16 protein-coding genes and 1 pseudogene are annotated in these 23,234 nt (G+C 71.3%); 6 read left to right on the top strand and 11 right to left on the bottom strand.

Translation table 11 applies throughout. The features are described from left to right. Positions 1 to 513: 513 nt before the first annotated feature. The 3 genes from ABZ833_RS16595 to ABZ833_RS16605 are packed head-to-tail and all read right to left on the bottom strand — an operon-like array spanning position 514 to position 3,670. Positions 514 to 1,350: a sugar phosphate isomerase/epimerase family protein gene (locus ABZ833_RS16595; RefSeq protein WP_361046835.1), complete on the bottom strand. Its 837-nt coding sequence runs from the start codon at positions 1,348 to 1,350 to the stop codon at positions 514 to 516. Further along, complete coding sequence (locus tag ABZ833_RS16600; RefSeq protein ID WP_361046837.1) at positions 1,347 to 2,507, bottom strand: dihydrodipicolinate synthase family protein; 1,161 nt, start codon at positions 2,505 to 2,507, stop codon at positions 1,347 to 1,349. Before ABZ833_RS16600 ends, ABZ833_RS16595 begins: the two co-directional genes overlap by 4 nt. Beyond that, entirely contained in the window at positions 2,504 to 3,670 is a 1,167-nt protein-coding gene (locus ABZ833_RS16605) for a Gfo/Idh/MocA family oxidoreductase (protein WP_361046840.1), read from the bottom strand. The genes ABZ833_RS16600 and ABZ833_RS16605 overlap by 4 nt, the downstream gene beginning before the upstream one ends. A 121-nt stretch (positions 3,671 to 3,791) precedes the next feature. Here ABZ833_RS16605 and ABZ833_RS16610 point away from each other — a divergent pair, with 121 nt between their 5' ends. The 3 genes and pseudogenes from ABZ833_RS16610 to ABZ833_RS16620 form a co-directional block, all read left to right on the top strand. Further along, positions 3,792 to 4,877 (top strand): LacI family DNA-binding transcriptional regulator, encoded by a 1,086-nt coding sequence (locus ABZ833_RS16610; RefSeq protein ID WP_361046842.1) that lies wholly within the window; start codon positions 3,792 to 3,794, stop codon positions 4,875 to 4,877. Positions 4,878 to 5,051: 174 nt separating this feature from the next. After that, positions 5,052 to 6,002 (top strand): bifunctional helix-turn-helix transcriptional regulator/GNAT family N-acetyltransferase, encoded by a 951-nt coding sequence (locus tag ABZ833_RS16615; protein ID WP_361046844.1) that lies wholly within the window; start codon positions 5,052 to 5,054, stop codon positions 6,000 to 6,002. Next, positions 5,999 to 6,715 (top strand): annotated as a pseudogene (locus ABZ833_RS16620) (sugar phosphate isomerase/epimerase family protein); the annotation flags it as partial. The gene ABZ833_RS16615 and the pseudogene ABZ833_RS16620, both read left to right, overlap by 4 nt. On the opposite strand, the gene ABZ833_RS16625 reads toward ABZ833_RS16620, so the two are convergent. Beyond that, positions 6,669 to 7,652, bottom strand: coding sequence for an EamA family transporter (locus ABZ833_RS16625; RefSeq protein WP_361046847.1), 984 nt, complete (start codon positions 7,650 to 7,652; stop codon positions 6,669 to 6,671). The pseudogene ABZ833_RS16620 and the gene ABZ833_RS16625 overlap by 47 nt on opposite strands. Before the next feature lie 124 nt (positions 7,653 to 7,776). Here ABZ833_RS16625 and ABZ833_RS16630 point away from each other — a divergent pair, with 124 nt between their 5' ends. From ABZ833_RS16630 to ABZ833_RS16640, 3 genes are all read left to right on the top strand, one after another. Beyond that, positions 7,777 to 8,694: a LysR family transcriptional regulator gene (locus ABZ833_RS16630; RefSeq protein ID WP_361046850.1), complete on the top strand. Its 918-nt coding sequence runs from the start codon at positions 7,777 to 7,779 to the stop codon at positions 8,692 to 8,694. 377 nt (positions 8,695 to 9,071) lie between these two features. Next, a complete protein-coding gene (locus tag ABZ833_RS16635; RefSeq protein ID WP_361046852.1) occupies positions 9,072 to 10,910 on the top strand; it encodes a glycoside hydrolase family 3 protein in 1,839 nt (612 codons plus the stop codon). A gap of 113 nt (positions 10,911 to 11,023) precedes the next feature. After that, entirely contained in the window at positions 11,024 to 11,644 is a 621-nt protein-coding gene (locus ABZ833_RS16640) for a hypothetical protein (RefSeq protein WP_361046854.1), read from the top strand. An 89-nt stretch (positions 11,645 to 11,733) separates the two neighbouring features. Here ABZ833_RS16640 and ABZ833_RS16645 read toward each other — a convergent pair whose 3' ends face one another. The 7 genes from ABZ833_RS16645 to ABZ833_RS16675 all read right to left on the bottom strand — a co-directional run bounded on the left by ABZ833_RS16645 (position 11,734) and on the right by ABZ833_RS16675 (position 23,078). Beyond that, positions 11,734 to 13,161, bottom strand: coding sequence for a S28 family serine protease (locus ABZ833_RS16645; RefSeq protein WP_361046857.1), 1,428 nt, complete (start codon positions 13,159 to 13,161; stop codon positions 11,734 to 11,736). Positions 13,162 to 13,323: 162 nt separating this feature from the next. Continuing rightward, positions 13,324 to 13,719 (bottom strand): hypothetical protein, encoded by a 396-nt coding sequence (locus ABZ833_RS16650; protein WP_249589810.1) that lies wholly within the window; start codon positions 13,717 to 13,719, stop codon positions 13,324 to 13,326. 96 nt (positions 13,720 to 13,815) lie between these two features. After that, positions 13,816 to 17,553: an ABC transporter ATP-binding protein gene (locus tag ABZ833_RS16655; protein WP_361046860.1), complete on the bottom strand. Its 3,738-nt coding sequence runs from the start codon at positions 17,551 to 17,553 to the stop codon at positions 13,816 to 13,818. Positions 17,554 to 17,664: 111 nt separating this feature from the next. Continuing rightward, positions 17,665 to 18,603 carry a serine hydrolase gene (locus tag ABZ833_RS16660; protein WP_361046863.1) on the bottom strand — a complete coding sequence of 313 codons (939 nt, stop codon included), beginning with the start codon at positions 18,601 to 18,603 and terminating at the stop codon, positions 17,665 to 17,667. Between the two features lie 258 nt (positions 18,604 to 18,861). Then, on the bottom strand, positions 18,862 to 20,547 hold the full coding sequence (locus ABZ833_RS16665; RefSeq protein ID WP_361046866.1) for a thiamine pyrophosphate-binding protein: 1,686 nt from the start codon (positions 20,545 to 20,547) through the stop codon (positions 18,862 to 18,864). Continuing rightward, the gene (speB, locus tag ABZ833_RS16670; protein ID WP_344528986.1) at positions 20,544 to 21,524 is read right to left on the bottom strand and encodes an agmatinase; all 981 of its coding nucleotides are present in this window, start codon (positions 21,522 to 21,524) and stop codon (positions 20,544 to 20,546) included. The genes ABZ833_RS16665 and speB overlap by 4 nt, the downstream gene beginning before the upstream one ends. 87 nt (positions 21,525 to 21,611) lie before the next feature. Further along, the gene (locus tag ABZ833_RS16675) at positions 21,612 to 23,078 is read right to left on the bottom strand and encodes a sodium:solute symporter (RefSeq protein ID WP_361046870.1); all 1,467 of its coding nucleotides are present in this window, start codon (positions 23,076 to 23,078) and stop codon (positions 21,612 to 21,614) included. Between the last annotated feature and the right edge of the window lie 156 nt (positions 23,079 to 23,234).

Here is a 23,234-nt window from a genome sequence, read left to right on the forward strand (position 1 = left end):
CGTGCTGCGGCGCCACTTGGCCTTGGGGGCGGGGCCGCGCCGGTATGTCCGTCCTCGCTATCGTCCGGTGGCCGCGATTGCTGCTTCGCTGCCGGAGCGCCGCGAACCGTGCTCCGGGCGGACATACCGGCACGTCCCCTCACGAGCGCTGCCGACTGCGGGTGCGTGAGGGCCGACCTGTCCGGCCGGGGCCCGGCCCGTCCTTGACGACGCTCCCCCGCCCCCACCTGTGCGAACCACCCACGCCAGTAACCCGGGTTGCAATACATCCACACCCAGCCCCACAGCACAGATCCCCCCCCCCGCCCGCAATCCACTGCACCGCCCACCCGCGCAGATCACCCACCCACCCCTGCTACTTCAACGCGCCCCCCTTGCCACCCCGGGGCAATCGGGCGGGTGGGCGGGAAAGGCCTGTTCGGCGCGGGGGCGATGCGGGGTTATGGGCGGGTGCGTGGGGAAGGCCTGCAAGAGAGGGGCCGGCAGCCTCCCCTGCCGAGGGGAGGCGTTAAGTCACGCGTGCCGTACGTAGCTTTGGGCCGTGGTTGACAGGAGGGCCCTGCCGTCCCCCGACCACAGGGCCTCGTTGAAGAGTTCCACCTCTATCGGGCCCCCGTAGCCCGCCTCCTCCACCAAGGCGCGCCACGACCGCAGGTCGATCGAGCCCTCCCCCAGCTGGCCCCTCCCGTTCAGGACGCCCTCCGGCAACGGAGTGATCCAGTCCGCCAGTTGGAAGGCGTGCAGGCGTCCGCCCCGGCCCGCGCGGGCGATCTGCGCGGGCGCCTGGTCGTCCCACCACACGTGGTACGTGTCCACGCAGACCCCGACCTCAGAGGAGGGAAAGCGCTCCGCCAGGTCCAGGGCCTGGGTCAGCGTGGAGACCACGCAGCGGTCCGAGGCGAACATGGGGTGGAGGGGTTCGATGGCCAGGCGGATGCCCCGGGACGCCGCGTAAGGAGCGAGCTCCGCGAGCCCCTCGGCGATCCGGGAGCGTGCGCCCTGCAAGTCCTTGCTGCCGGGAGGCAGGCCGCCGGACACCAGGACCAGCGTGTCCGTGCCCAGCGCCGCCGCCTCGTCGATCGCCGCCTTGTTGTCGTCGATGGCCCGCACGCGCGCGTGCGGGTCGATCGCCGTGAGGAAGCCGCCCCGGCAGAGCGTGGTGACCGTCAGGCCCGCGTCGCGCATCAGCTTGGCGGTCCGCTCCAGGCCGTAGGACTGGACCGGCTCCCGCCACAGGCCGACCCCCGTGATGCCCAACTTCACGCACTCCGAAGCCAGTTCGGGCAGCGACAGCTGCTTCACCGTCATCTGGTTGATGGAGAAGCGCGCCAGGGCCTCGCTCTCGCTCATTGGTCCACTCCGTACGTGGCGAGAAGGGATTTCATGCGGGTCTCCGCCAGGATCGGGTCCGGGAACAGGCCGAGGCCGTCCGCCAGTTCGTAGGCGCGGGCCAAGTGCGGCAGCGAACGCGCCGACTGGAGACCCCCCACCATGGTGAAGTGCGTTTGGTGGCCTGCCAGCCAGGCCAGGAAGACCACACCCGTCTTGTAGAAGCGGGTGGGGGGCTGGAACAGGTGGCGGGAGAGTTCGACCGTCGGGTCGAGGCAGGCGCGGAACGCCTTGGTGTCGCCGGTGTCCAGCGCGCGCACCGCCTCGGCCGCCAGCGGAGCCAGCGGGTCGAAGATGCCCAGGAGTGCGTGGCTGAAGCCCTGGTCGTCGCCCGCGATCAGCTCGGGGTAGTTGAAGTCGTCGCCCGTGTAGCAGCGGACGCCGTCCGGGAGGCGGCGGCGCAGCGCGATCTCGCGCCCCGGGTCGAGGAGGGAGATCTTGATGCCGTCGACCTTGTCCGGGTGCGCGGTGATGACCTCCAGGAAGGTCTCGGTCGCCGCGTCCAGGTCCTCGCTCCCCCAGTAGCCGGTGAGCGCCGGGTCGAACATCGGGCCGAGCCAGTGCAGGATCACCGGCTCGCTCGCCTGGCGCAGGAGGTGTCCGTACGTCTCCAGGTAGTCGTCCGGCGACTTCGCCGCCGAGGCGAGCGCCCTGGACGCCATCAGGATCACCTGTGCGCCGCTCGACTCGACCAGGGTCAGCTGCTCCTCGTACGCGGAGCGGACCATCGCCAGGTCGGCGGGTTCCGTCAGCTGGTCCGTGCCCGCGCCGCAGGCGATCGTGCCGCCCACCGACCTCGCCTCCGCGGCGGAACGCGTGATCAGCTCCGCCGCGCCCTTCCAGTCCAGGCCCATTCCGCGCTGCGCCGTGTCCATCGCCTCGGCCACGCCAAGGCCCTGCGCCCACAGGTGGCGGCGGAAGGCGAGGGTGGCGTCCCAGTCGACGGCCGCCGGGTAGTCCGGGGAGACGTCGGCGTACGGGTCGGCCACCACATGTGCCGCCGAGAAGACCGTGCGGGAGGTGAGGGGGGAGCTGCCCCCGGGTGCCACTCGCGAGGGCGCCCGGTGGGGCTCGTATGCGCGCGTGGTGCCGTCCGCGCGCGGCAGCAGGAGCGTCACTGGGCGATCTCCGGCACCTCGATGCGGCGGCCCTCGGCCGATGACTTCAGGCCCAGTTCCGCGAGCTGCACGCCGCGTGCGCCCGCGTGCAGGTCCCAGTGGTAGGGCGCGTCCGCGTACACGTGCCGCAGGAACAGCTCCCACTGGGCCTTGAAGCCGTTGTCGAAGTCCTGGTTGTCGGGGATCTCCTGCCACTGGTCACGGAAGGAGTGGGTGACGGGCAGGTCAGGGTTCCAGACCGGCTTGGGCGTGGAACTGCGGTGCTGGACACGGCAGTTGCGCAGCCCCGCGACCGCGGAGCCTTCCGTGCCGTCCACCTGGAACTCGACCAGCTCGTCGCGGTTCACGCGGACCGTCCAGGAGGAGTTGATCTGCGCGATCGCGCCGCCCTCGAGCTCGAAGATGCCGTACGCGGCGTCGTCCGCCGTCGCGTCGTAGGGCTTGCTCTGCTCGTCCCAGCGCTGCGGTACGTGCGTCGCGGCCAGCGCCTGGACGCTGCGTACGCGGCCGAACAGCTCGTGCAGGACGTACTCCCAGTGCGGGAACATGTCGACCACGATGCCGCCGCCGTCCTCCGCGCGGTAGTTCCAGGAGGGGCGCTGGGCGTCCTGCCAGTCGCCCTCGAAGACCCAGTAGCCGAACTCGCCCCTGATGGAGAGGATCTTGCCGAAGAAGCCGCCTTCGATCAGGCGCTTCAGCTTCAGGAGCCCCGGCAGAAAGAGCTTGTCCTGGACCACGCCGTGCTTGATGCCGGCCGCCTTGGCCAGGCTCGCCAGTTCCAGGGCTCCCGCGAGGCCTGTCGCGGACGGCTTCTCCGTGTAGATGTGCTTGCCCGCCGCGATGGCCCGCTTGAGGGCCTCCTCGCGCGCGGACGTGACCTGGGCGTCGAAGTAGATGTCGATCGTGGGGTCCGCGAGGACCGCGTCCAGGTCGGTCGAGACGTTCTTCTCGGCGTCGAGTCCGTGGCGCTCCGCGATCTCACGCAGGGCGTTCTCTCTGCGGCCCACCAGGACCGGCTCGGGCCACAGCACCGTGCCTTCGGCGTCGCCCAGGGCCAGTCCGCCCTGCTCGCGCAGGGCCAGCAGTGAGCGGACGAGGTGCTGTCGGTAGCCCATCCGTCCCGTCACACCGTTCATGGCGATGCGAACCGTCTTGCGAGTCACAGGGGTCCCTCCGTACGCAGGTAAGCGTATAGCAAGCGCTTTCTATCCAAGAAGAAGCTAGCCTGCCGCACAAGGTTCGGACAAGAGCTTCGGACCAGAGCCGTGACCGGAGGACGACGAGATGACCGTGACCCTGGCGGACGTGGCGGCACGCGCCCAGGTCTCCCCCGCTACCGTCTCCCGCGTACTGAACGGCAACTACCCCGTCGCCGCCGCCACCCGGGAGCGCGTCCTGCGGGCCGTGGACGACCTCGACTACGTGCTCAACGGGCCCGCGAGCTCGCTCGCCGCGGCCACGTCCGATCTGGTCGGCATCCTCGTGAACGACATCGCCGACCCCTTCTTCGGGATCATGGCGGGCGCCGTCCAGTCCGAGATCGGCGGCCCCGGCGGGCGTGCCGGCGGCGAGCGGATGGCCGTGGTCTGCAACACGGGCGGCTCCCCGGAGCGCGAGCTCACCTATCTGACCCTGCTCCAGCGGCAGCGCGCCGCCGCGGTCGTCCTGACCGGCGGCGCCCTGGAGGACCCCGCCCACGCCGCCGCGATGTCCGCGAAGCTGGCACGCCTGGCGGACGCGGGCACCCGGATCGTGCTCTGCGGTCGGCCGCCCCTGGAGGACTCGGACGCGGCGGTGGCCACGCTCACCTTCGACAACCGCAACGGCGGGCGGCGGCTCACGGAGCATCTCCTGACGCTGGGGCACCGCAGGATCGGGTACGTGGCGGGCCCGCTGGAGCGGACCACCACCCGGCACCGCCTTGAAGGACACCGGGACGCGCTCGCCGCCTCCGGCGCCGGGAACCCCGGGAACGGCGGGAACGCCGGGAACGGCGACCAGGACGAACTGACCGTCCACGGCCCCTACACCCGCCGCTCCGGCTACGAGGCCACGCTCGAACTCCTGCGCCGCGCACCGGACTTGACGGCCATCGTGGCCGCCAACGACACGGTGGCCCTGGGCGCGTCCGCCGCCCTGCGCGAGCGCGGTCTGCGCATCCCCGAGGACATCTCGGTGGCGGGCTTCGACGACCTGCCGTTCTCGGTGGACGCCGTCCCCGCCCTGACGACCGTACGACTGCCGCTGTACGAGGCGGGCGCCCGCGCGGGCCGCCTGGCCACGGGCGCGGAGGAGGCACCGCCCGGGGGCGTGGCGACGATCGGGGCGGAGCTGATGGTGCGGGGGTCGACGGCGCCGCCGCGCGGCTGAGCGCCGGATACCGCCGCCGTCACGGCTGACGGCATTCCGAAGGCCGGGGATCCGGGCTGAGCCTGACGGATCCCACGCGGCGGGGATGGCGGTGGGAGGCGACCCGGGCTTACCCTTGACTCAGTCAACGGTAATCGGACCCGGCCCGATGACCGCCGAAGTGAGTGATCCGCGATGCCGCACTCTCCCGATACGCCCGTCCAAGAGATCCGCGCCTTCAACCGCTTCTACACGAACCTCATCGGCGCCCTCGACTACAGCCGCCAGCTCTACGTCCCGTACACCCTCACCGAGGCCCGCGTCCTGTACGAGCTCGCGCATGCCTCGCATCTCGACGCCGCCGATCTGCGCTCCGAACTCTCCCTCGACGCCGGGTACTTGAGCCGTCTGCTCGGCAAGTTCGAGAAGGGCGGGATCGTCGAGCGCGCGCCGTCCGAGCGCGATCCACGGCGTCAGCGCATCACGCTCACCGCGCGGGGGCGCGAGACCGCCGGGCTGCTGGACGAGCGGTCAAGCGAGGCCGTCGGCTCGCTGCTCTCGGCCGTCCCTGCCACCGAGCGGCCACGCCTCGCGACCGCGATGCGCACCGTGCGGGAGATCCTGAGCGACGGCAGGGAAGGGGCTGCCGCCTCGCGGCCCGTCCTCCGTGAGCCCGGTCCGGGTGATCTCGGGTGGATCGTGCAGCGCAACGCCGCCCTGTACGCGGCCGAGTTCGGGTTCAACGCCGACTACGAAGGCCTGGTCGCCCGCATCGTCGCCGACTTCGCGGAGGATCACGATCCGCACTTGGAGCGGGTGTGGATCGCCGAGCTCGACGGGCGGCCCGTGGGGTGCGTGATGTGCGTGCGCGACGAGGCACCCGGGACCGCACGGCTGCGGCTCCTGCTCGTCGAGCCGGACGCCCGGGGGCACGGCATCGGCGATCAACTGGTCGGCGCCTGCGTCGAGTTCGCGCGCGGCGTCGGCTACCGCGAGATGGTTCTGTGGACCAACGACATCCTCGGCGCCGCCCGCGCCATCTACCTCCGGCACGGATTCGTCCTGGTCGACGAGAAGCCGCACCGTTCGTTCGGCGTCGACCTGCTGGGGCAGGACTGGCAACTGCACCTAGGGTCTGCGTCATGAAACTCGCCTTCTCCACCCTCGGCGTCCCCGGACTCCCCATCGCCGACGTGCTGAACCTGGCCACCACCCACGGCTTTCACGGCATCGAACTGCGCGCGCACCCCGAGGAGCCGGTCCACCCGGGGATCGACCTCACCGAACGGGCCGATGTGGCGGCCCAGTTCAAGACCGCGGGCATCGAGATCCTCGGCATCTCCGGGTACGCGCGCGTGGCCGCACCCGGCGACGACGAGCCCGTGCTCGACGACATACGGTCCCTGCTCACGCTCGCCCGCGACCTGGGCGCCCCCTTCATCCGCGTCTTCCCCGGCGGCGGCACCGAACAGAGCGCGGAGGAGGCCGACGCGACGGCCGCACGACGGCTCGGCACCGCGGCCGAGTACGCCGCGGACTTCGGCGTACGCATCCTCCTGGAGACCCACGACTCGCACCGCACGGGCGCCGCGGCGACCCGCGTGCTCGGCGCGGTCGGCCACCGTCACGCGGGCGCCCTGTGGGACGTGATGCACACCTGGCTCGGCGGCGAGTCCCCCGCCGAGAGCCTCGCGGCGCTCTCCCCGTACCTCGGCTACGTCCAGGTGAAGGACATCGCGTCGACCGAGGACACGACACCTCTCGGCCTCGGCGAGGGCGTCCTGCCGCTGGCCGAGACCGTGGACGCGCTGCTCAGCGGGGAGCACCGGGACGGCTGGCTGTGCTGGGAGTACGAGAAGCGGTGGTACGAGGGAGCGGCGCCGCTACCTGAACTCCTTGGCCCGGGGCGGGACTTCCTGTCCCGGCTCCTGAACCGCCACGCCTGACCCCGGCCAGGGAGGTCAGGGCCACCCCGCCGACCAGGAGCGCCGCCGCGCACCAGCCCAGGGCGCTCACCGACTCGTCGAGGACGAGCCCGGCCGCGGACATCCCGAACACCGGGACCAGGAGCGAGAAGGGCGCCACGGTCGACGCGGGGTGGCGGCGCAGGAGATAGCCCCAGGCGCCGAAGCCGAAGACCGTCGTGATCCACGCGACGTAGACGATGATGCCCGCGCCCTGCCAGTCCAGTGAGGCCAGGGCGGCTCGGCCCGCCGAAGGGCCCTCGAAGAGGAGCGAGAGCGCCAGGAGCGGCAGGACCGGGACCGTGCTCACCCACACCATGAAGTTCAGCGCGTCGGGCGGGGACGCCTTGCGGGTCAGGACGTTCGACGCGCCCCAGCAGGCCGCGGCGCCGATCAGCAGCGCGAAGGCCGTGAGCGGACCCGCCTCTCCCTCGTCGACTGCCGCGACGCCGATGCCCGCGAGGGCGATCAGCATGCCCAGAAGGCGTACGCGGCCGGGGCGTTCACCGAGGGCCACGAAGGCGAACAGGGCCGTGAACACGGCCTGGATCTGGAGGACGAGAGAGGACATCCCGGCCGGCATCCCCGCGTCCATGCCGATGAAGAGCAGGCCGAACTTGGCGACCCCCAGGACGAGTCCGACCCCCACGATCCACTTCCAGGCGACCTTCGGCGGCCCCACGAAGAAGACCGCGGGCAGCGCCGCGACCAGGAAGCGCAGGGCGGAGAAGAGCAGCGGCGGGAAGTGGTCGAGGCCCACCTCGATGACGACGAAATTGACGCCCCATACGGCGGCGACGAGGACGGCCAGAAGGACATGTGCGGGTCGCATGCGTCGAGGATCACCCGCCGCGACCATGTAGGACCAGCGCGGATCTCTGCATGATGGAATGAAGCAACGCTTACGGATCGGGCGACGCCGACCGGTGTCGCCGACCACAAGGGGAGGGCTCTTCGTGCTCGATCTCGCTCGGCTCCGCGCCCTGCACGCCGTCTCCGTGCACGGCACCGTCGGCGCAGCCGCCACCGCGCTCGGCTACACCCCGTCCGCCGTGTCCCAGCAGATAGCCAAGCTGGAGCGCGAGACCCGCACCACCCTCCTCGAACGGCAGGGCAGGGGCGTCGCGCTCACCGAGGAGGCCCGCCATCTCGCCTCCACGGCACAGGAGTTGATGGCGATCGTGGAGCGCGCGGAGACCGAGCTTGAGGAGCGGCGCGGGCTGCCCGCCGGGCGCCTGACCATCGCCGCGTTCGCCTCGGCGGCGCGCGGCCTGCTGCCCGGCGCCCTCGCGGACCTCGCCGTGCGGCACCCCGCGCTCGACGCCCGGATGTCGGAGATCGACCCGCATCTGTCCGTGGGCCTGGTGGCCAAGGGCGCGGTGGACATGGCGGTCGTGCACGACTGGGACATCGCGCCGCTGCCGACACCGCCCGGCGTCGAGCAGGCCGTCATCGGCGACGACTACTGCGACCTCGTGGTGCCCGCGGGCCACCGGCTCGCGGGGCGCGGCTCCGTGCGCCGCGAGGACCTGAAGGGCGAGCGGTGGATCACCCAGCCGCCGGGGCTCGTCTGCCACGAGTGGCTGGTGCGCACCCTGCGCGAGGCGGGCTGCGAGCCGGACATCGCGCACACGGCGGAGGAGAACCCCACCCTGGTCGCGCTGGTCGCGGCGGGGCTCGGCATCGCCCTGATCCCTCGCCTGGGCCGCGGCCCCGTCCCGGACGGCGCGGTCACGGTGCGGCTCGATCCGCTGCCGGTGCGGCGGCTGTACGCGCTGTGGCGGGAGGGGGCGTCGCGGCGCCCCGCGATCGCGGAGACGGTACGCACCTTGCAGGGACACTGGCCCGGGGTGGCTCCCGACACCGCCCCCTGAAGCTCATTGCTCCCGCCCGCACCACTTTCCGGAAAACACCCTCTGCCGGGAACCCACGCGAAGGCGCCACCGTCCAACTGCCGTGCTGCCGGGTGAGTCTCCGCGCGGCGGTGTCGGCATCGCTGCTGGCTGCGAACGCTGACCACCCTCTCTGCCGCCCGCGGCCGGCAGCATGCCGTCACCGGTGCGCCCCTCCAACAGCGCCGGTGACGGCCCCTCTCCTCCACGGCGGCTGCCGACTTCGGCTGCCGACGCCCTTGACCGGCAGAAATCTTCGGGATATCCGTGACTCTCGGAAAGTTTCCTTCAGCCGGTTTCCCCAGCCCGGCACCCGGTCCGGCTTCCGTCCCCCGAAGGACGTCCCCGAAGGAGCGCACATGTCCCACCGCAACGCCTCCAGACGCACCCTGCTCACCGCCACGGCCGTCGCCGCGACGGCCCTCGCCGCGCCCTCCGCCGCCCACGCGGCGGGCAGCGGCGACCGAGGCCGCGACCGGAAGCTGCGGGAGCTCATCTCCCGCATGAGCCTCGAGGAGAAGGTCGGCCAGCTCTTCGTGATGCATGTGTACGGCCACTCCGCCACCGAGCCCGACCAGGCGGACATCGACTCCAACCTCAAGGAGCTCGGCGTCCGCACCGCCGCGGAGGCGGTCGCCAAGTACCACCTCGGCGGCATCATCTACTTCGGCTGGGCCCACAACACCCGTGCCCCGCACCAGATCGCCGACCTCTCGAACGGCATCCAGCGCGCGGCCCTCACCCCTGACGCCCCGGAGCAGTCCCCCACCGCCCGCATCCCGCTGCTCATCTCCACCGACCAGGAGCACGGCGCCGTGGCCCGCGTGGGCATCCCCGCCACGCTCCTGCCCGGCGCGATGGCCCTGGGCGCGGCGGGCTCCCGCTCCACCGCGCGCAAGGCGGCCCGCATCGCGGGCACCGAGCTCCGCGCGCTCGGCATCCGGCAGAACTACGCGCCGGTCGCCGACGTGAACGTCAATCCCGCCAACCCCGTCATCGCCGTGCGCTCCTTCGGCTCGGACCCCGAGGCCGTCGCAGATCTGGTCGCCGCCCAGGTGAAGGGCTACCAGGGAGCGGACATCGCGTCGACGTCCAAGCATTTCCCCGGGCACGGCGACACGAAGGACGACAGCCACTCGAAGCTGCCGTACATCCACCACACCCGTGAGCAGTGGGAGACCCTGGACGCCCCGCCGTTCCGGGCGGCGGTGGAAGCGGGCATCGACTCGATCATGACCGCGCACATCGTGGTCCCCGCCCTGGATCCGGCGGAGGACCCGGCCACGCTCTCGCGCCCCATCCTCACCGGCATCCTGCGCGAGGAACTGGGCTACGACGGCGTCGTGGTGACGGACTCGCTCGGCATGCAGGGCGTCCGCACGAAGTACGGCGACGACCGCGTGCCGGTGCTCGCCCTGAAGGCGGGCGTCGACCAGCTCCTGAACCCGCCGAAGCCGGAGATCGCCTGGAACGCGGTGCTCCAGGCGGTGCGGGAGGGCGAGTTGACCGAGGAACGCCTCGATGAATCGATCCTTCGCGTCCTGCGTCTGAAGTCGAAGCTCGACCTGTTCTCCGACCCGTACGTCTCCTCGCGCGGCGTCGACCGTGCGGTCGGTACGCGCGCGCATCTCGCCGCCGCCGACCGGATCGCCGACGAGACGACGACGCTGCTGCTCAACAAGGACGGCCTGCTTCCGCTGTCGCGGCGCACGCAGCGGAAGGTGCTCGTGGTGGGCGCGGACCCGGCGTCGCCCTCGGGGACGACGGGGCCGCCGACGACCGTGCTCGGGCGCGAGCTGACGGACCTCGGCTTCTCGCCGACGGTCCTGCCGACGGGCACGGCCCCCTCCGCCGCGAAGATCGCCGAGGCGGTGGCGGCGGCAGCGGGCCAGGACGCGGTGCTCGTGGGCACGTACAACGTGGGGGCCGGGAGCGCCCAGATCGCGCTGGTGGAGGCGCTGGTGGCGACGGGCGTCCCGGTCGTCGCCGTGGCGATCCGCAATCCGTACGACGTGGCGCGGCTGCCGTCCGTGGGCGCTTCGCTGGCCGCGTACTGCTGGACGGACGTCGAACTGCGCGCCGCGGCACGGGTGGTGGCAGGGCGCGTCGAGCCGCGGGGGAAGCTGCCCGTGCCGGTGCAGCGGGCGGATGATCCGGGGCAGGTGCTGTATCCGGTCGGGTACGGCCTGACGTACTGATCCGTACGCCGCGCCACCGGCGCACCACCTCCACCTGGCCCAAAGAACCCCACGCACCTGGCGTGCGCCCGCCCGCGCGGGTCACGCTGGGTGCACATATCGGGGGGATTGCCATGTTTGCCTTGCTTGGCTGGAGGTGCGCGGGGGCGCTGCTGGTGGTGTTCGCCGGCGTGACCGGCTGTCAGAAGTCCTCGGACCCGGAATCGGAGTCGTCGGGGCGGCAGCCGTCCTCGTCGGTGCCGTCCGGGCACGGGGCCGTCTTCCTTGCCGTGGACGAGTGCAGTTCGCGGGGGCGCGAGACCTTCACGGAGGTGTCGTGCACGAGTGAGCGGGCTGCGGCGCGGGTCATCGCCCGCTACGACGGCAAGGTCGCGGAGGGCCCCTCATGCCCCGCCCGCACGGACTTCGTGCTCCACATCAGCGAGGACCGGCCGTCGGTGGACGAGGACGGGAACGGGGAGGTTCCGCGGGGCTACGCCTGCATGCGGAACCTCGAGGAACCGCATCCCGGGGATCCCGGAGGCGGGGGCGGACCTCGGACCGTGGTGGGCGACTGCGTCTACAGCGCCCGGGAGAGGGAGGTCAGGGAGACGGCGTGCGACGGTTCCGGGCCGAAGGCCCCGGAGTACCGGGTGACGGTGGCCGTCTCGCAGCGGTCCCTGTGCCCCGCCGCGACGGAGCTCTATGTGTCGCTGGGGGGCGGGAAGCCGGTGGGGTGTGCGGTGCGGTTGTGAGCGGTCGCGAACGCCGGACGGGCTGAGTATTCAGCCCGTCCGGCGTTCGAGGACAAACTCGGCGGAGCCGGTGATCGACGGTGCGATCACTACGGGCGCAGAGTCAGCTCCTTCTGCTGGTCCTTGCGGTCCAGCTTCGCGTCATACGGAGCCAGCGGCTTCGCGGCGGCCGGTGTGGAGACCCCGGCCCACGCCTGGATCCGCTCCGTCGCCTTCGCCTTCTCCGCGGGGACGAGGCCGGCCACGTTCGCGCCGTGGTTGGCGCCCGGCGCGGTGAAGACGTGCGAGTCGTGCTTCGCGCCCTTGGCGGGGCGGAACGGCTCGGCGCCCCACGGGTCGTTCTCGCCGTAGACGTACATCATCCGCGTCGCGTTGTGCCGCACCCAGCGGTCCACGTCCTTCATGGCGCCCGACTGGAACTTCATCGGGATGTCACGCGGCACGAAGTTCCGCGGCGGCTGGTAGCCGTAGCGGCTCAGGTCGCCGAGCCAGGGCTGGGAGATGTCGGGCGAGCCCAGCTGCGTACCGGCCTGGTAGTAGTACGGCGTGTACGGGGTCAGGCCCTGGTCCGTGTAGGAGGTCCAGCCGCCCACCGCGTCGACGTAGTCGAAGATCACCTGGTCCGAAGCGGTCGACGCGTCGGGGACGTCCGCGCACGCGGACTCCGGCTGGTACTGCCAGAAGCCCCACACCAGGTCGAGGACGACTGCCTCGTACGCCTTGTCCAGGTTCCCGACCGTCTTGAAGGTGTAGTTGCCCTCAGCGGCGAACGCGGCGTACTTCTTCTCCAGCGGCTCGCGGCGCACGAGCGCCTCGCGCTGCACGGCCTCCAGCTTGGCCCGGCACTCCTTGGTGCCGACCGTCTCGAAGAACTCGTCGTAGCGCGAGTCCTCCTTGTTCACCACGTCGTTCGGGGCGACGTACGCGACGACGCCGTCCATGTCACGCGGGTAGAAGCGCTCGTAGTACGTGGCGGTCATGCCGCCCTTCGAGCCGCCGGTGGCCACCCACTTCTTGTCGTAGATGGGCTTGAGCGCCTTGAAGATGCGGTGCTGGTCGCTCGCGGCCTGCCAGATGTCCAGCTTGGACCAGTCGGCCGGCTGGGGGCGGGACGGCGTGAAGAAGCGGTACTCCAGCGAGATCTGGTTGCCGTCGATGATCCGCGTCGGCTCGCTGCGGCTGGGGGTCGTCGAGACGCCGTAGCCGCTGGTGAAGAAGGCCGTGGGGCGGGCGGTGTCCTTGTGCAGGACCGTCAGGCGCTGCTTGAAGGTGCCCTTGGAGGGGTGCCGGTGGTCAATCGGCTGGGTGTAGTTGAGGACGAAGTAGCGGTAGCCGGTGTACGGCTTCTCCTCGATCAGGCTCATGCCCGGTATCGCGAGGAGCCGGTCCTTTATGTCCGTAGCCTGTGTGTCGATGGCCCGCGGCTCGGCGGCGGTGGCCGCCCCTGCCGCGCTCGCTGTGCCGACGGTGCCTATGAGCACCACTAGCGACAGAAGCCATCTGAGCGCCTTGCGCATGCACTCTCCCCTAAGTTCACGGTTGCGTCCGCCGGAACTTATCGGAGCAACTCGCTCACTACTAGGGGCTCTTGCGTCACACCAGGACGCAGTACGTCACAAAGGCGACATCACTCTCGGGGCAGGGTTCAGATCACTCTCGGCGCAGGGTTCAGATCACCCTCAGCACAGGATCCAGCCCGAGCTGACACTCCCCCCGCCCACCTTCCCCTTCACCCACACACACCGATGTCCCGCGTGCACCGTCACCGGGCCCGCGTGATGCGTGTAGCTGCCCTTGTCCCTGGCCGGGCGGTTGCCGCGGGCCTGGACGCTCACCAGCATCGTCTTGCGGGCGCCGGGGCGCTTGGCGATGGTGACCGCGCAGACGAAGCCGCGCTTCTTGTAGACGACGACCTTGCCCGTGCTGAAGGAGAGGGTGCGCACCTTGTGCCCGGCGCAACGTCCGGCCGACGCCTGTGCCTGCGCCGCGCCGGCGCCCGCGACACCGAGCAGGACGGCTGCCGCGAGGACGACGGCACCGAGCGCAAGGCTCCGCCGTATTCGACCACTGCTCACCAGTTTCCCTCCCGACACTTCCGCATCAGCGTACTGGTGTACGGACGCGGACCGCGGGGCCCGCGGTTGCGCCGCCGCCCCGATTCGTTCGGCGGGCTACGCGGCCGACGGCTCGGCCTCCCCCACGAACGTCCGCCACAGCGTCGCGTACCGCCCGTCAAGGGCGAGCAGCTCCTCGTGCGTGCCGTCCTCCGCGACCCGGCCGTGGTCCATGAGGATCACGCGGTCCGCGCGGGCCGCCGTGGTCAGGCGGTGGGCGACCACCAGTGTGGTGCGCTTGCCCGCGATGCGGTCGGTGGCCTGGTTGACCTGCGCTTCCGTGGCGAGGTCGAGGGCGGCGGTCGCCTCGTCGAGGAGCAGGATGTCCGGGTCGACCAGCTCCGCGCGGGCCAGGGCGATCAGCTGGCGCTGCCCGGCGGAGAGGTTGCGGCCGCGCTCGGAGACCTCGTGGAGGTAGCCGCCGTCCAGGGTGGCGATCATGTCGTGCGCGCCGACCGCGCGGGCCGCGGCCTCCACCTGGGCGTCCGTGGAGTCGGGCCGCCCGTAGGCGATCGCGTCGCGCACGGTGCCCGCGAAGAGGTAGGCCTCCTGCGGGACGACGCCGAGGCGGTGGCGGTACGAGGTGAGGTCCAGGGACCGCAGGTCCGTGCCGTCCACCGTCACGCGGCCGCCGGTCGGGTCGTAGAACCGGGCGACGAGCTTGACCAGCGTCGACTTGCCCGCGCCGGTCTCGCCGACGAAGGCGACCGTCTGGCCCTCGGGGATGCGCAGGCGCACACCGCTGAGGGCTTCCTCCGGTTCGCCGTCGGAGCCGTACGCGAAGTCCACGTCCTCGAAGGCGATCTCCCCGCGCAGGGACAGGACGTCGAGCGGCTCGTCCGCGGCCTTGGTCGAGGTCGGCTCCTGGAGCAGTTCCTGGATGCGGCCCAGCGAGACGGTGGCCTGCTGGTAGCCGTCGAAGACCTGGGAGAGCTGCTGGACGGGCGCGAAGAACAGGTCGATGTAGAGGAGGTAGGCGACCAGCGCGCCGGTCGTCAGCGTCCCCGCCTCCACGCGTCCCGCGCCGACCATCAGGACCGCGGCCGCCGCGACCGCCGAGAGCAGCTGCACGAACGGGAAGTAGATGGAGATCAGCCACTGCCCGCGGATGCGCGCGCTGCGGTAGTCGTCGCTGGCCTGCGCGAACTTCTTGCCGCCCGAGCGCTCGCGCCGGAAGGCCTGCACGATGCGGAGCCCGGCGACGGACTCCTGGAGGTCGGCGTTGACCACCGAGACGCGCTCGCGCGCCAGCTCGTACGCCTTGACGCTGGAGCGGCGGAAGAAGAACGTGCCGATGATCAGCGGCGGCAGCGTCGCGAAGACGACGAGTGCGAGCTGCACGTCGATGACGAGGAGCGCGCCCATGATGCCGAAGAAGGTGACGACGGAGACGAAGGCGGTGACCAGACCCGTCTGCAGGAAGGTGGAGAGCGCGTCCACGTCCGTCGTCATCCGGGTCATGATGCGCCCGGTCAACTCCCGCTCGTAGTAGTCGAGTCCGAGCCGCTGGAGCTGGGCGAAGATCTTCAGACGGAGGGAGTAGAGCACCCGCTCGCCCGTCCGTCCCGTCATCCGCGTCTCGCCGATCTGCGCCGTCCACTGGACGAGCACGGTGAGCAGGCCGAGCCCGGAGGCCGCCCACACGGCGCCGAGCGCGAGCTGCGAGACGCCCTCGTCGATGCCGTGCCGGATCAGCACGGGAAGCAGCAGGCCCATGCCCGCGTCGATGGCGACGAGGAGCAGGGCGAGCAGCAGGGGCTTGCCGAACCCGGCGAGGAGGCGGCGCAGCCCGTACGACTCCTCCGTGCTCACCGCGCGCGCCTCGTCGATGCCGGGGGTGTCGGTGGCGGGGGGCAACGCGTCGACCTGCGCGAGGAGTTCGGGTGTCGCGGGCATCCCGGACATCGCGGTGTCCTTGGGCTCGCGGTCGCCGACCCAGAGCTGCGGGGTGATGCCGCGCTCGGCGTCGAACTCGGCGTCGAGCTCCTCGCGCAGGGAGGTGTCCTCGGGGAACTCGACCGGGACCGCGTGGCCGGGCGAGACGCCGCCGAGCTCGTCGGGGTCGGTCAACAGGCGCCTGTAGAGCGCCGATCGCTCGGTCAGCTCCTCGTGCGTACCGATCGCGGCGAGCTTTCCGCCGTCGAGCACGGCGATGCGGTCGGCGAGGTTCAGGGTGGAGCGGCGGTGCGCGATGAGGAGGGTCGTGCGGCCCGCCATGACGCCGCGCAGGGCCTCGTGGATCTCGTGCTCGACGCGCGCGTCCACCGCCGACGTCGCGTCGTCGAGGACGAGCAGGCGGGGGTCGGTGAGGATGGCGCGGGCGAGGGCCACGCGCTGGCGCTGACCGCCGGAGAGGGTGAGTCCGTGCTCGCCGACGGTGGTGTCGTAGCCGTCGGGCAGCTCGGATATGAAGCGGTCGGCCTGGGCGGCGCGGGCCGCGGTCTCGATCTCTTCCTGGGTGGCGTCCGGCTTTCCGTACGCGATGTTGGCGCGGATGGTGTCGGAGAAGAGGAAGGAGTCCTCGGGCACGAGCCCTATGGCGGCCCGCAGCGAGTCGGTGGTCAGCTCGCGCACGTCGTGCCCGCCGATGAGGACGGCGCCGTGCGTCACGTCGTAGAAGCGGGGCATCAGCAGCGAGACGGTGGACTTGCCGCTGCCCGATGTGCCGACGACGGCGAGGGTCTCGCCGGGCCGGATCTCGAAGGAGAGCCCGTCGAGGACGGGGCGGTTGTCCTCGTACGCGAAGGAGACGTCGTCGAACTCGACGGTGGCCGGGGCGTCGGCGGGCAGCTCCTTCGTGCCGTCCTTCAGGGTCGGCTCGGTGTCGATGAGCTCCAGGACGCGCTCGGCGCCCGCGCGGGCCTGCTGGCCGACGGTGAGGACCATGGCGAGCATGCGCACGGGCCCGACGAGCTGGGCGAGATAGCTGGAGAAGGCGACGAACGTGCCGAGCGTGATCTGCCCGCGCACCGCGAGCCAGCCGCCGAGCGCGAGCATCGCGACCTGCCCGAGCGCGGGCACGGCCTGCAGGGCGGGCGTGTACTTGGAGTTGAGCCGGATGGTCCGCAGGCGCCCCGCGAAGAGCTTGCGGCTGACCTCCCTGATCTTCCCGGTCTCCTGCTCCTCCTGGCCGAACCCCTTCACGACGCGTACGCCGGAGACGGAGCCGTCCACGACTCCGGCGACGGCGGCGGCCTGGGCCTGCGCGTACCAGGTGGAGGGGTGCAGGCGGCCCCGGCTGCGCTTGGCGATGAACCAGAGGGCGGGGGCGACGGCGAGCGCGACGAGGGTCAGCGGGACGGAGAGCCACGCCATGATCACGAGGGACATGACGAAGAGCAGGATGTTGCCGATGGTCATCGGCAGCATGAAGAGCAGGCCCTGGATGAGCTGGAGGTCGCTGGTGGCGCGTCCGACGACCTGACCGGTGGACAGCTCGTCCTGCCGCCGGCCGTCGAGCTTCGTGATCGTGCCGTACATCTCGGTCCGCAGGTCGTGCTGGACGTCGAGGGCGAGGCGGCCGCCGTAGTAGCGGCGGACGTAGGTGAAGGCGTAGACGAGGATGGCGGCGCCGATGAGGGCGCCGACCCAGGGCCCCATGGACCGGGTCTTGTCCCCGATGACGTCGTCGATGATCACCTTGGTGATGAGCGGGACGAGCGCCATGACGGCCATGCCGCCGAGCGAGGCCCCGAGCGCGAGCACGACGTCCTTCGGGTACCGCCACGCGTACCCGGTCAGCCGCTTCGCCCAGCCGGATTTCTCCGTCTCGGCCCCACCCCGTTGCTCCACCACGTGCTGCCTCATCCCGTCGACCCGTCGACCTGACCTGCCGAGAGGCCCAACGCGGCGGGATGCGGATTTCATCCCGCCGCAACAAAGAGGGGTCTGAGGTCCTAGGACCCGTCAGCTGCCGGGGACCGCCACGAACGCCTCTCGCGGTGTGTCCGTCGGCGTGTAGCGCTGGGACGCGGCGGTCCTGGGCGTCAGGTCCTTGTGGATGGCCTTGGCCACGCCCTGGATGGTGGCGACGCCGTAGTTCATGGTGCTGTTGCCGTGGGTGAGCACGGAGATCGTGTAGTCGTGGCCGCCGCCCTTGAACGCGCCGATGCTGTGCACCCGCCAGCCGTGCGTGGACCGCTGCAGCCAGCCGTTCTTGACGTGGATCGCGACGCCGGACGGCGCGCCCGCCGGGGTGCCCCAGCGCTGTGAGGAGACGACCTTGCCCATGAGCTTGAGGATGTAGGCGCGCGCGTTGTCGCTCAGGACGGAGTTCTTGGCGGTGATCAGGGCGAGGAGCTTCTGCTCGTCGGCCGCGTTGATTTGGGTCAGGCCCCAGTAGCCGCCGGATCCCGGCACCGTCTTCGTCATCTTGGCGGCCCTGAGGAAGCCCTTCACCTTGGCCGTGCCGAGCTGGCTCCAGAGTTTGCTGGTCGCCGCGTTGTCCGACTTGGTGATCATGGCGTACGCGAGGTCCGACTCACGGGCCGACAGCTTCCGGTCGGTCTTCTTCGCGTCCCACAGCAGCGTCGCGAGGACGGTCGTCTTGACGACGCTCGCCGAGTCGAACGAGGTGGTCGGGCGCAGGGTGCAGGTGGTCTTGGTGGTGCGGTCGTGGAGGCCGACCGCGACCGTGCCCTTGCGGTTCTTCAGCGCCGCCGTGATGTCCTTCGTCAGCTTGGCGGCCAGGCCGGCCTGCGCGGAGGTGCAGGTCACCTGCGGTGCCGCCGCGGCGACGGCGGGCGTGGCGGTCACTGCGGTGCCGAGCGGCACGAGCACTCCGGCGGCGAGGCCCGCCGAGAGCACGCGGGCACGCCTGGATATCCCGGATACCGGGTGCGTCATGGAATTTCCCCATCCCCTTGGGTTCGTACAAACCCCTCGGGGCCCGTACGAGCGCGCCCCCCGGCGCACTCACCCCGCATGACTCGCCGGTACCGGTCGAGGTTGTATGACTTTGGAACAGATGACCGATCCGTGACACGCCCGTGTCCAAACGATCACCGTGCGCGCCCTGATGCGAGAAGTCCCGGTGTCACCCGCCCTTCGCGGTGTGACGCCGGGACTCCGCTGCGATCAGCGTCGGCTCAGATGTGCGTCGGCTCAGATGTGCGTCGGCTCGAACATCCGCAGGACCGCCGGGAGCACGACCACCGACGGGCCGGGCTCCGCGAACGCCTTGGCGAGGTCGTCCTTCAGGGTCTCCGGCGTCGTCCGGACGCCCGGTACGCCGAAGGACTCCGCGAGCGCGACGAAGTCGGGCCGGGAGAGCTCCGTCGCCGTGGGCTCGCCGAAGGCGTCGGACATGTACTCCCGGAGGATTCCGTAGCCCCCGTCGTCCACGATCAGCCAGGTGACCGGCAGGTCGTGCTGCTTGGCCGACGCCAGCTCCGCGATGGAGTACATCGCGCCGCCGTCGCCCGAGACGGCGAGGACCGGCTTCGAGGGATCGGCGGCAGCCGCGCCGATCGCGGCCGGGAAGCCGTACCCGAGGCCGCCCGCGCCCTGGGCGGAGTGCATCGTGTTCGGGCGCCGCGCGTCGAAGGCGGACCAGGCCCAGTACGCCAGGATCGTCATGTCCCAGAAGGACGGCGAGGCGTCCGGCAGGGCCTCGCGCACCGACGCCAGGACCTGCTGCTCCAGGGTGAGCTCCTGGGCGGCGATGCGGTCCTTGACCTTGGTGAGGACCGTCCGCACCCGCTCGGGGGCCGAGGGGTCCTCGCGCGGGGCGTCGATCGTCTCCAGGAGCGCGGAGAGCGCGAGCCGCGCGTCCGCGTGGATGCCGAGCGCCGGGTGGTTGGACTCCAGCTTTCCGGCGTCGGCCTCGATCTGGATGACCCGGCCGCGCGGCTTGAACGTGTGGTAGTTCGACGAGAGCTCGCCGAGGCCGGAGCCGACCACCAGGAGGACGTCCGCGTCCTCCAGGAAGTCCGTGGTGTACCGGTCCTCCAGCCACGACTGGAGCGACAGCGGGTGCTCCCAGGGGAACGCCCCCTTGCCGCCGAAGGTCGTGACGACGGGCGCGCTCACCAGCTCGGCGAGAGCGAGCAGCTTGCCGGAGGCATCGGAGCGTACGACTCCGCCACCCGCGATGATCGCCGGGCGCTCGGCCCGGGACAACAGGTCGGCCGCCACCGCGGTCAGCTCGGGGCGCGGGACGACGTCGTCCGGGGTCGCGTCCATGGCCGTGACCACGGGCAGCGTCGTCTCCGCCAGCAGCACGTCCTGCGGGATCTCCACCCAGACCGGGCCGTGCGGGGCGGTCAGCGCCGACTCCCAGGCCGCCGCGATCGCGGAGGGGATCTGCGAGGCCGTGCGCACCGTGTGCACGGACTTCACGATGTCGCGGAAGGAGGCCTGCTGGTCGCGCAGCTCGTGGAGGTAGCCGTGCCGGCCGCCGCCGAGCCCCGCCACCGGGATCTGGCTGCCGATCGCGAGCACGGGCGAGGAACCGGCCGCCGCCTCCTGGAGCGCGGCGAGCGAGGTCAGCGCGCCGGGTCCGGTGGAGAGCAGCAGCGGGGCCACCTCGCCGGTGATCCGGCCGTACGCGTCCGCCGCGAAGCCCGTGTTGTTCTCGACGCGGAGCCCCACGTACGACAGGGACGAGCGCCGCAGGGCGTCGAACATGCCGAGCGCGTGCTGGCCGGGGAGGCCGAAGACCGTCGTCGCGCCGAGGCCCTGGAGGGTCTCGACGACGAGGTCGCCGCCGTTGCGCCCGGCGGGCGGGTTCAGGGCCGCGGTCGTCTGCGCGTCCGTGGGCCGCAGGACTACGTCGTGGTCGTGCGTCACTTGGCCGCCCGCCCCTCCGCGATCTGGCGGGACATGATCGTCGTCAGCTCGTACGCGGTGTGCGAGGCGGCGACGGCCGTGATCTCCGCGTGGTCGTAGGCGGGGGCGACCTCGACGACGTCCGCCGAGACGAGGTTGCAGGAGGAGAGCCCCCGCAGGATCTCCAGGAGCTCGCGCGACGTCATGCCGCCCGCCTCCGGGGTGCCGGTGCCGGGCGCGTGGGCCGGGTCCAGGCAGTCGATGTCGATGGAGATGTACAGCGGACGGTCGCCGATGCGCTGGCGCAGCTGGTCGGCGACCTCGTCGGCGCCGCGGCGGTAGATGTCCGCCGACGTGACGATGCCGAAGCCCATCTTCTCGTCGTCGGTGAGGTCCTGCTTGCCGTACAGCGGGCCGCGCGTGCCGACGTGGGAGAGCGCCTCGGTGTCGAGGATGCCCTCCTCGACGGCACGGCGGAACGGCGTGCCGTGGGTGTACTCGGCGCCGAAGTACGTGTCCCAGGTGTCCAGGTGCGCGTCGAAGTGCAGCAGGGCGACCGGGCCGTGCTTCTTGGCGACCGAACGGAGGAGCGGCAGGGCGATGGTGTGGTCGCCGCCGAGCGTCATCATGCGGGCGCCGGAGCCGAGGAGGTCGTCCGCGGCGGCCTCGATCGTCTCGACCGCTTCGTTGATGTTGAAGGGGTTGGCCGCTATGTCACCCGCGTCCGCGACCTGCGCGAGCGCGAAGGGCGACGCGTCCTGCGCGGGGTTGTACGGACGGAGCAGCCGCGAGGCCTCGCGGATCGCGTTGCCGCCGAAGCGGGCGCCGGGGCGGTACGAGACACCGGTGTCGAAGGGCACGCCGACCACGGCGATGTCCGTCTTGCCGCCCACCTCGTCGAGGCGGGGCAGCCGGGCGTAGGTCGCCGGGCCCGCGTACCGGGGGACGCGGGAGGAATCGACCGGGCCGCGGGGGGTCGGGGTCTCGGCGCTGCTCATGGTCGGTTTCCTCCTGCTGGTACGAGTGCTGCGTTGCTGCTGGGACAAGTGTCGCGCGGCCCACCGACAGTGGGCCGCGCGGAGAAACTAGACGGCCACCGGAGCCTGCGGCTCCGCCTCCTCGGACCCCCGGCCCGCGAGCCGCTCGCGCCAGGCCGCGAGGACCTTCGCGTCGGTGGGCTTCGTGGCGAGGGAGACGACGACGTACACGCCGAGCGAGATCAGCAGGCCGTAGTAGATGGGCTCGTTGGCGAGGATTCCGTACCCCCACATGAGCCCGATGACGGAGAGACCACCGGCGACGATGGCCGCGAGCGCGCCCTCGGCGGTGCCGCGCTTCCACAGGAGCCCGCCGAGGATCGGCACGAGGAGCCCGGCGACGAGGAGGTTGTAGGCGACGGTGAGCGCCTGGACCACGTCGTTGAGGGCGATGGCGATGCAGACGACCCCGATGCCCATGATCAGGATGAAGAGGCGGTTGCCCTTCACCTCGTCGTGCGCCTCGCCCTCCGCCTTCGGCGCGACAGCGCCGCGAAGGCGCGACCAGATGTCGTTGTTGGCGACGGTCGCGCAGGCGATGAGCGCCCCGGAGGACGTGGACATCACGGCGGCGAGCGCCGCGGCGAGCACGAGACCCCGTACGCCCATGGGCAGTTCGTCCTTGACCATGGTCGCGAAGGCCGCGTCGGCGCTCGGCAGCTTCGGGTACATGACCTTGGCGGCCGTACCGATGACGGCGCCCGCGAGCGCGTAGACCAGGCAGTACGTACCGGCGACGGTGCCGCCGTAGCGGGCGACCTTGTCGCTGCGCGCGGTGAAGACGCGCTGCCAGATGTCCTGCCCGATGAGCATGCCGAACGTATAGATCAGGACGTACGTGAAGATCGTCTCGCCGCCGATGCCCAGCGGGTCGAAGTACTCGGTGGGCAGCTTGGCCTTCATCTCGCTGAAGCCGCCCGCCTTGACGACCGCGATGGGCAGCAGCAGGAGCAGCACGCCGATGGTCTTCACCACGAACTGCACCATGTCGGTGAGCGTGATGGACCACATGCCGCCCAGCGTCGAGTACGCGACGACGATCGAGCCGCCGAGGATGATCGCCAGGGTGCGGTTCATGTCGAAGATGACGTCGAAGATCGTGGCGTACGCGATGGTCGACGTGACCGCGAGCATCAGCGTGTACGCCCACATGACGACTCCGGAGATGACGCCCGCGCGCCCGCCGTAGCGGAGGTCGAGCATCTCGGAGACGGTGTAGACCTTCAGGCGGGCGATGCGCGCCGAGAAGAAGACGCTCAGCGCGAGCAGGCCGAGACCGATCGTGAAGACCATCCAGGCGCCGGAGAGCCCGTACTGGTAGCCGAGGCCGACGCCGCCGATGGTGGACGCGCCGCCGAGGACGATGGCGGCCATGGTCCCGGAGTACATCCACGGTCCGAGGCGGCGTCCCGCGACCAGGAACTCAGCTTTGGACTTGGCGCGGCGCATGCCCCACCAGCCCATGGCGAGCATGCCGGCGAGATAGACGACGATCACTGTGTAGTCGACGGCCATAGGGCCCTCCTTCGCGCACCTCGGTGGCGTGTCGTGCAGATGGGGGTGGGGGGGGTGGCAACCAGCCGCGGGGACATCCGCCCGTACCCGCGGCCTGGGGTCGGCACGACCTTAGGTGGCCGGAAAGCAACGCTGAAGTGTACGTTTCATCCACTC

It is taken from the genome of Streptomyces sp. NPDC047525 (assembly GCF_040643025.1).
Taxonomy (GTDB): domain Bacteria; phylum Actinomycetota; class Actinomycetes; order Streptomycetales; family Streptomycetaceae; genus Streptomyces; species Streptomyces durmitorensis.

What these genes read in the sequence shown, in the direction of transcription:
- ABZ833_RS16595 (WP_361046835.1), bottom strand. Translation starts at nt 1,350, where the DNA reads ATGAGCGAGAGCGAGGCCCTGGCGCGCTTCTCCATCAACCAGATGACG.
- ABZ833_RS16610 (WP_361046842.1), top strand. Translation starts at nt 3,792, where the DNA reads ATGACCGTGACCCTGGCGGACGTGGCGGCACGCGCCCAGGTCTCCCCC.
- ABZ833_RS16615 (WP_361046844.1), top strand. Translation starts at nt 5,052, where the DNA reads ATGCCGCACTCTCCCGATACGCCCGTCCAAGAGATCCGCGCCTTCAAC.
- ABZ833_RS16625 (WP_361046847.1), bottom strand. Translation starts at nt 7,652, where the DNA reads ATGCGACCCGCACATGTCCTTCTGGCCGTCCTCGTCGCCGCCGTATGG.
- ABZ833_RS16635 (WP_361046852.1), top strand. Translation starts at nt 9,072, where the DNA reads ATGTCCCACCGCAACGCCTCCAGACGCACCCTGCTCACCGCCACGGCC.
- ABZ833_RS16640 (WP_361046854.1), top strand. Translation starts at nt 11,024, where the DNA reads ATGTTTGCCTTGCTTGGCTGGAGGTGCGCGGGGGCGCTGCTGGTGGTG.
- ABZ833_RS16645 (WP_361046857.1), bottom strand. Translation starts at nt 13,161, where the DNA reads ATGCGCAAGGCGCTCAGATGGCTTCTGTCGCTAGTGGTGCTCATAGGC.
- ABZ833_RS16660 (WP_361046863.1), bottom strand. Translation starts at nt 18,603, where the DNA reads ATGACGCACCCGGTATCCGGGATATCCAGGCGTGCCCGCGTGCTCTCG.
- speB (WP_344528986.1), bottom strand. Translation starts at nt 21,524, where the DNA reads ATGAGCAGCGCCGAGACCCCGACCCCCCGCGGCCCGGTCGATTCCTCC.
- ABZ833_RS16675 (WP_361046870.1), bottom strand. Translation starts at nt 23,078, where the DNA reads ATGGCCGTCGACTACACAGTGATCGTCGTCTATCTCGCCGGCATGCTC.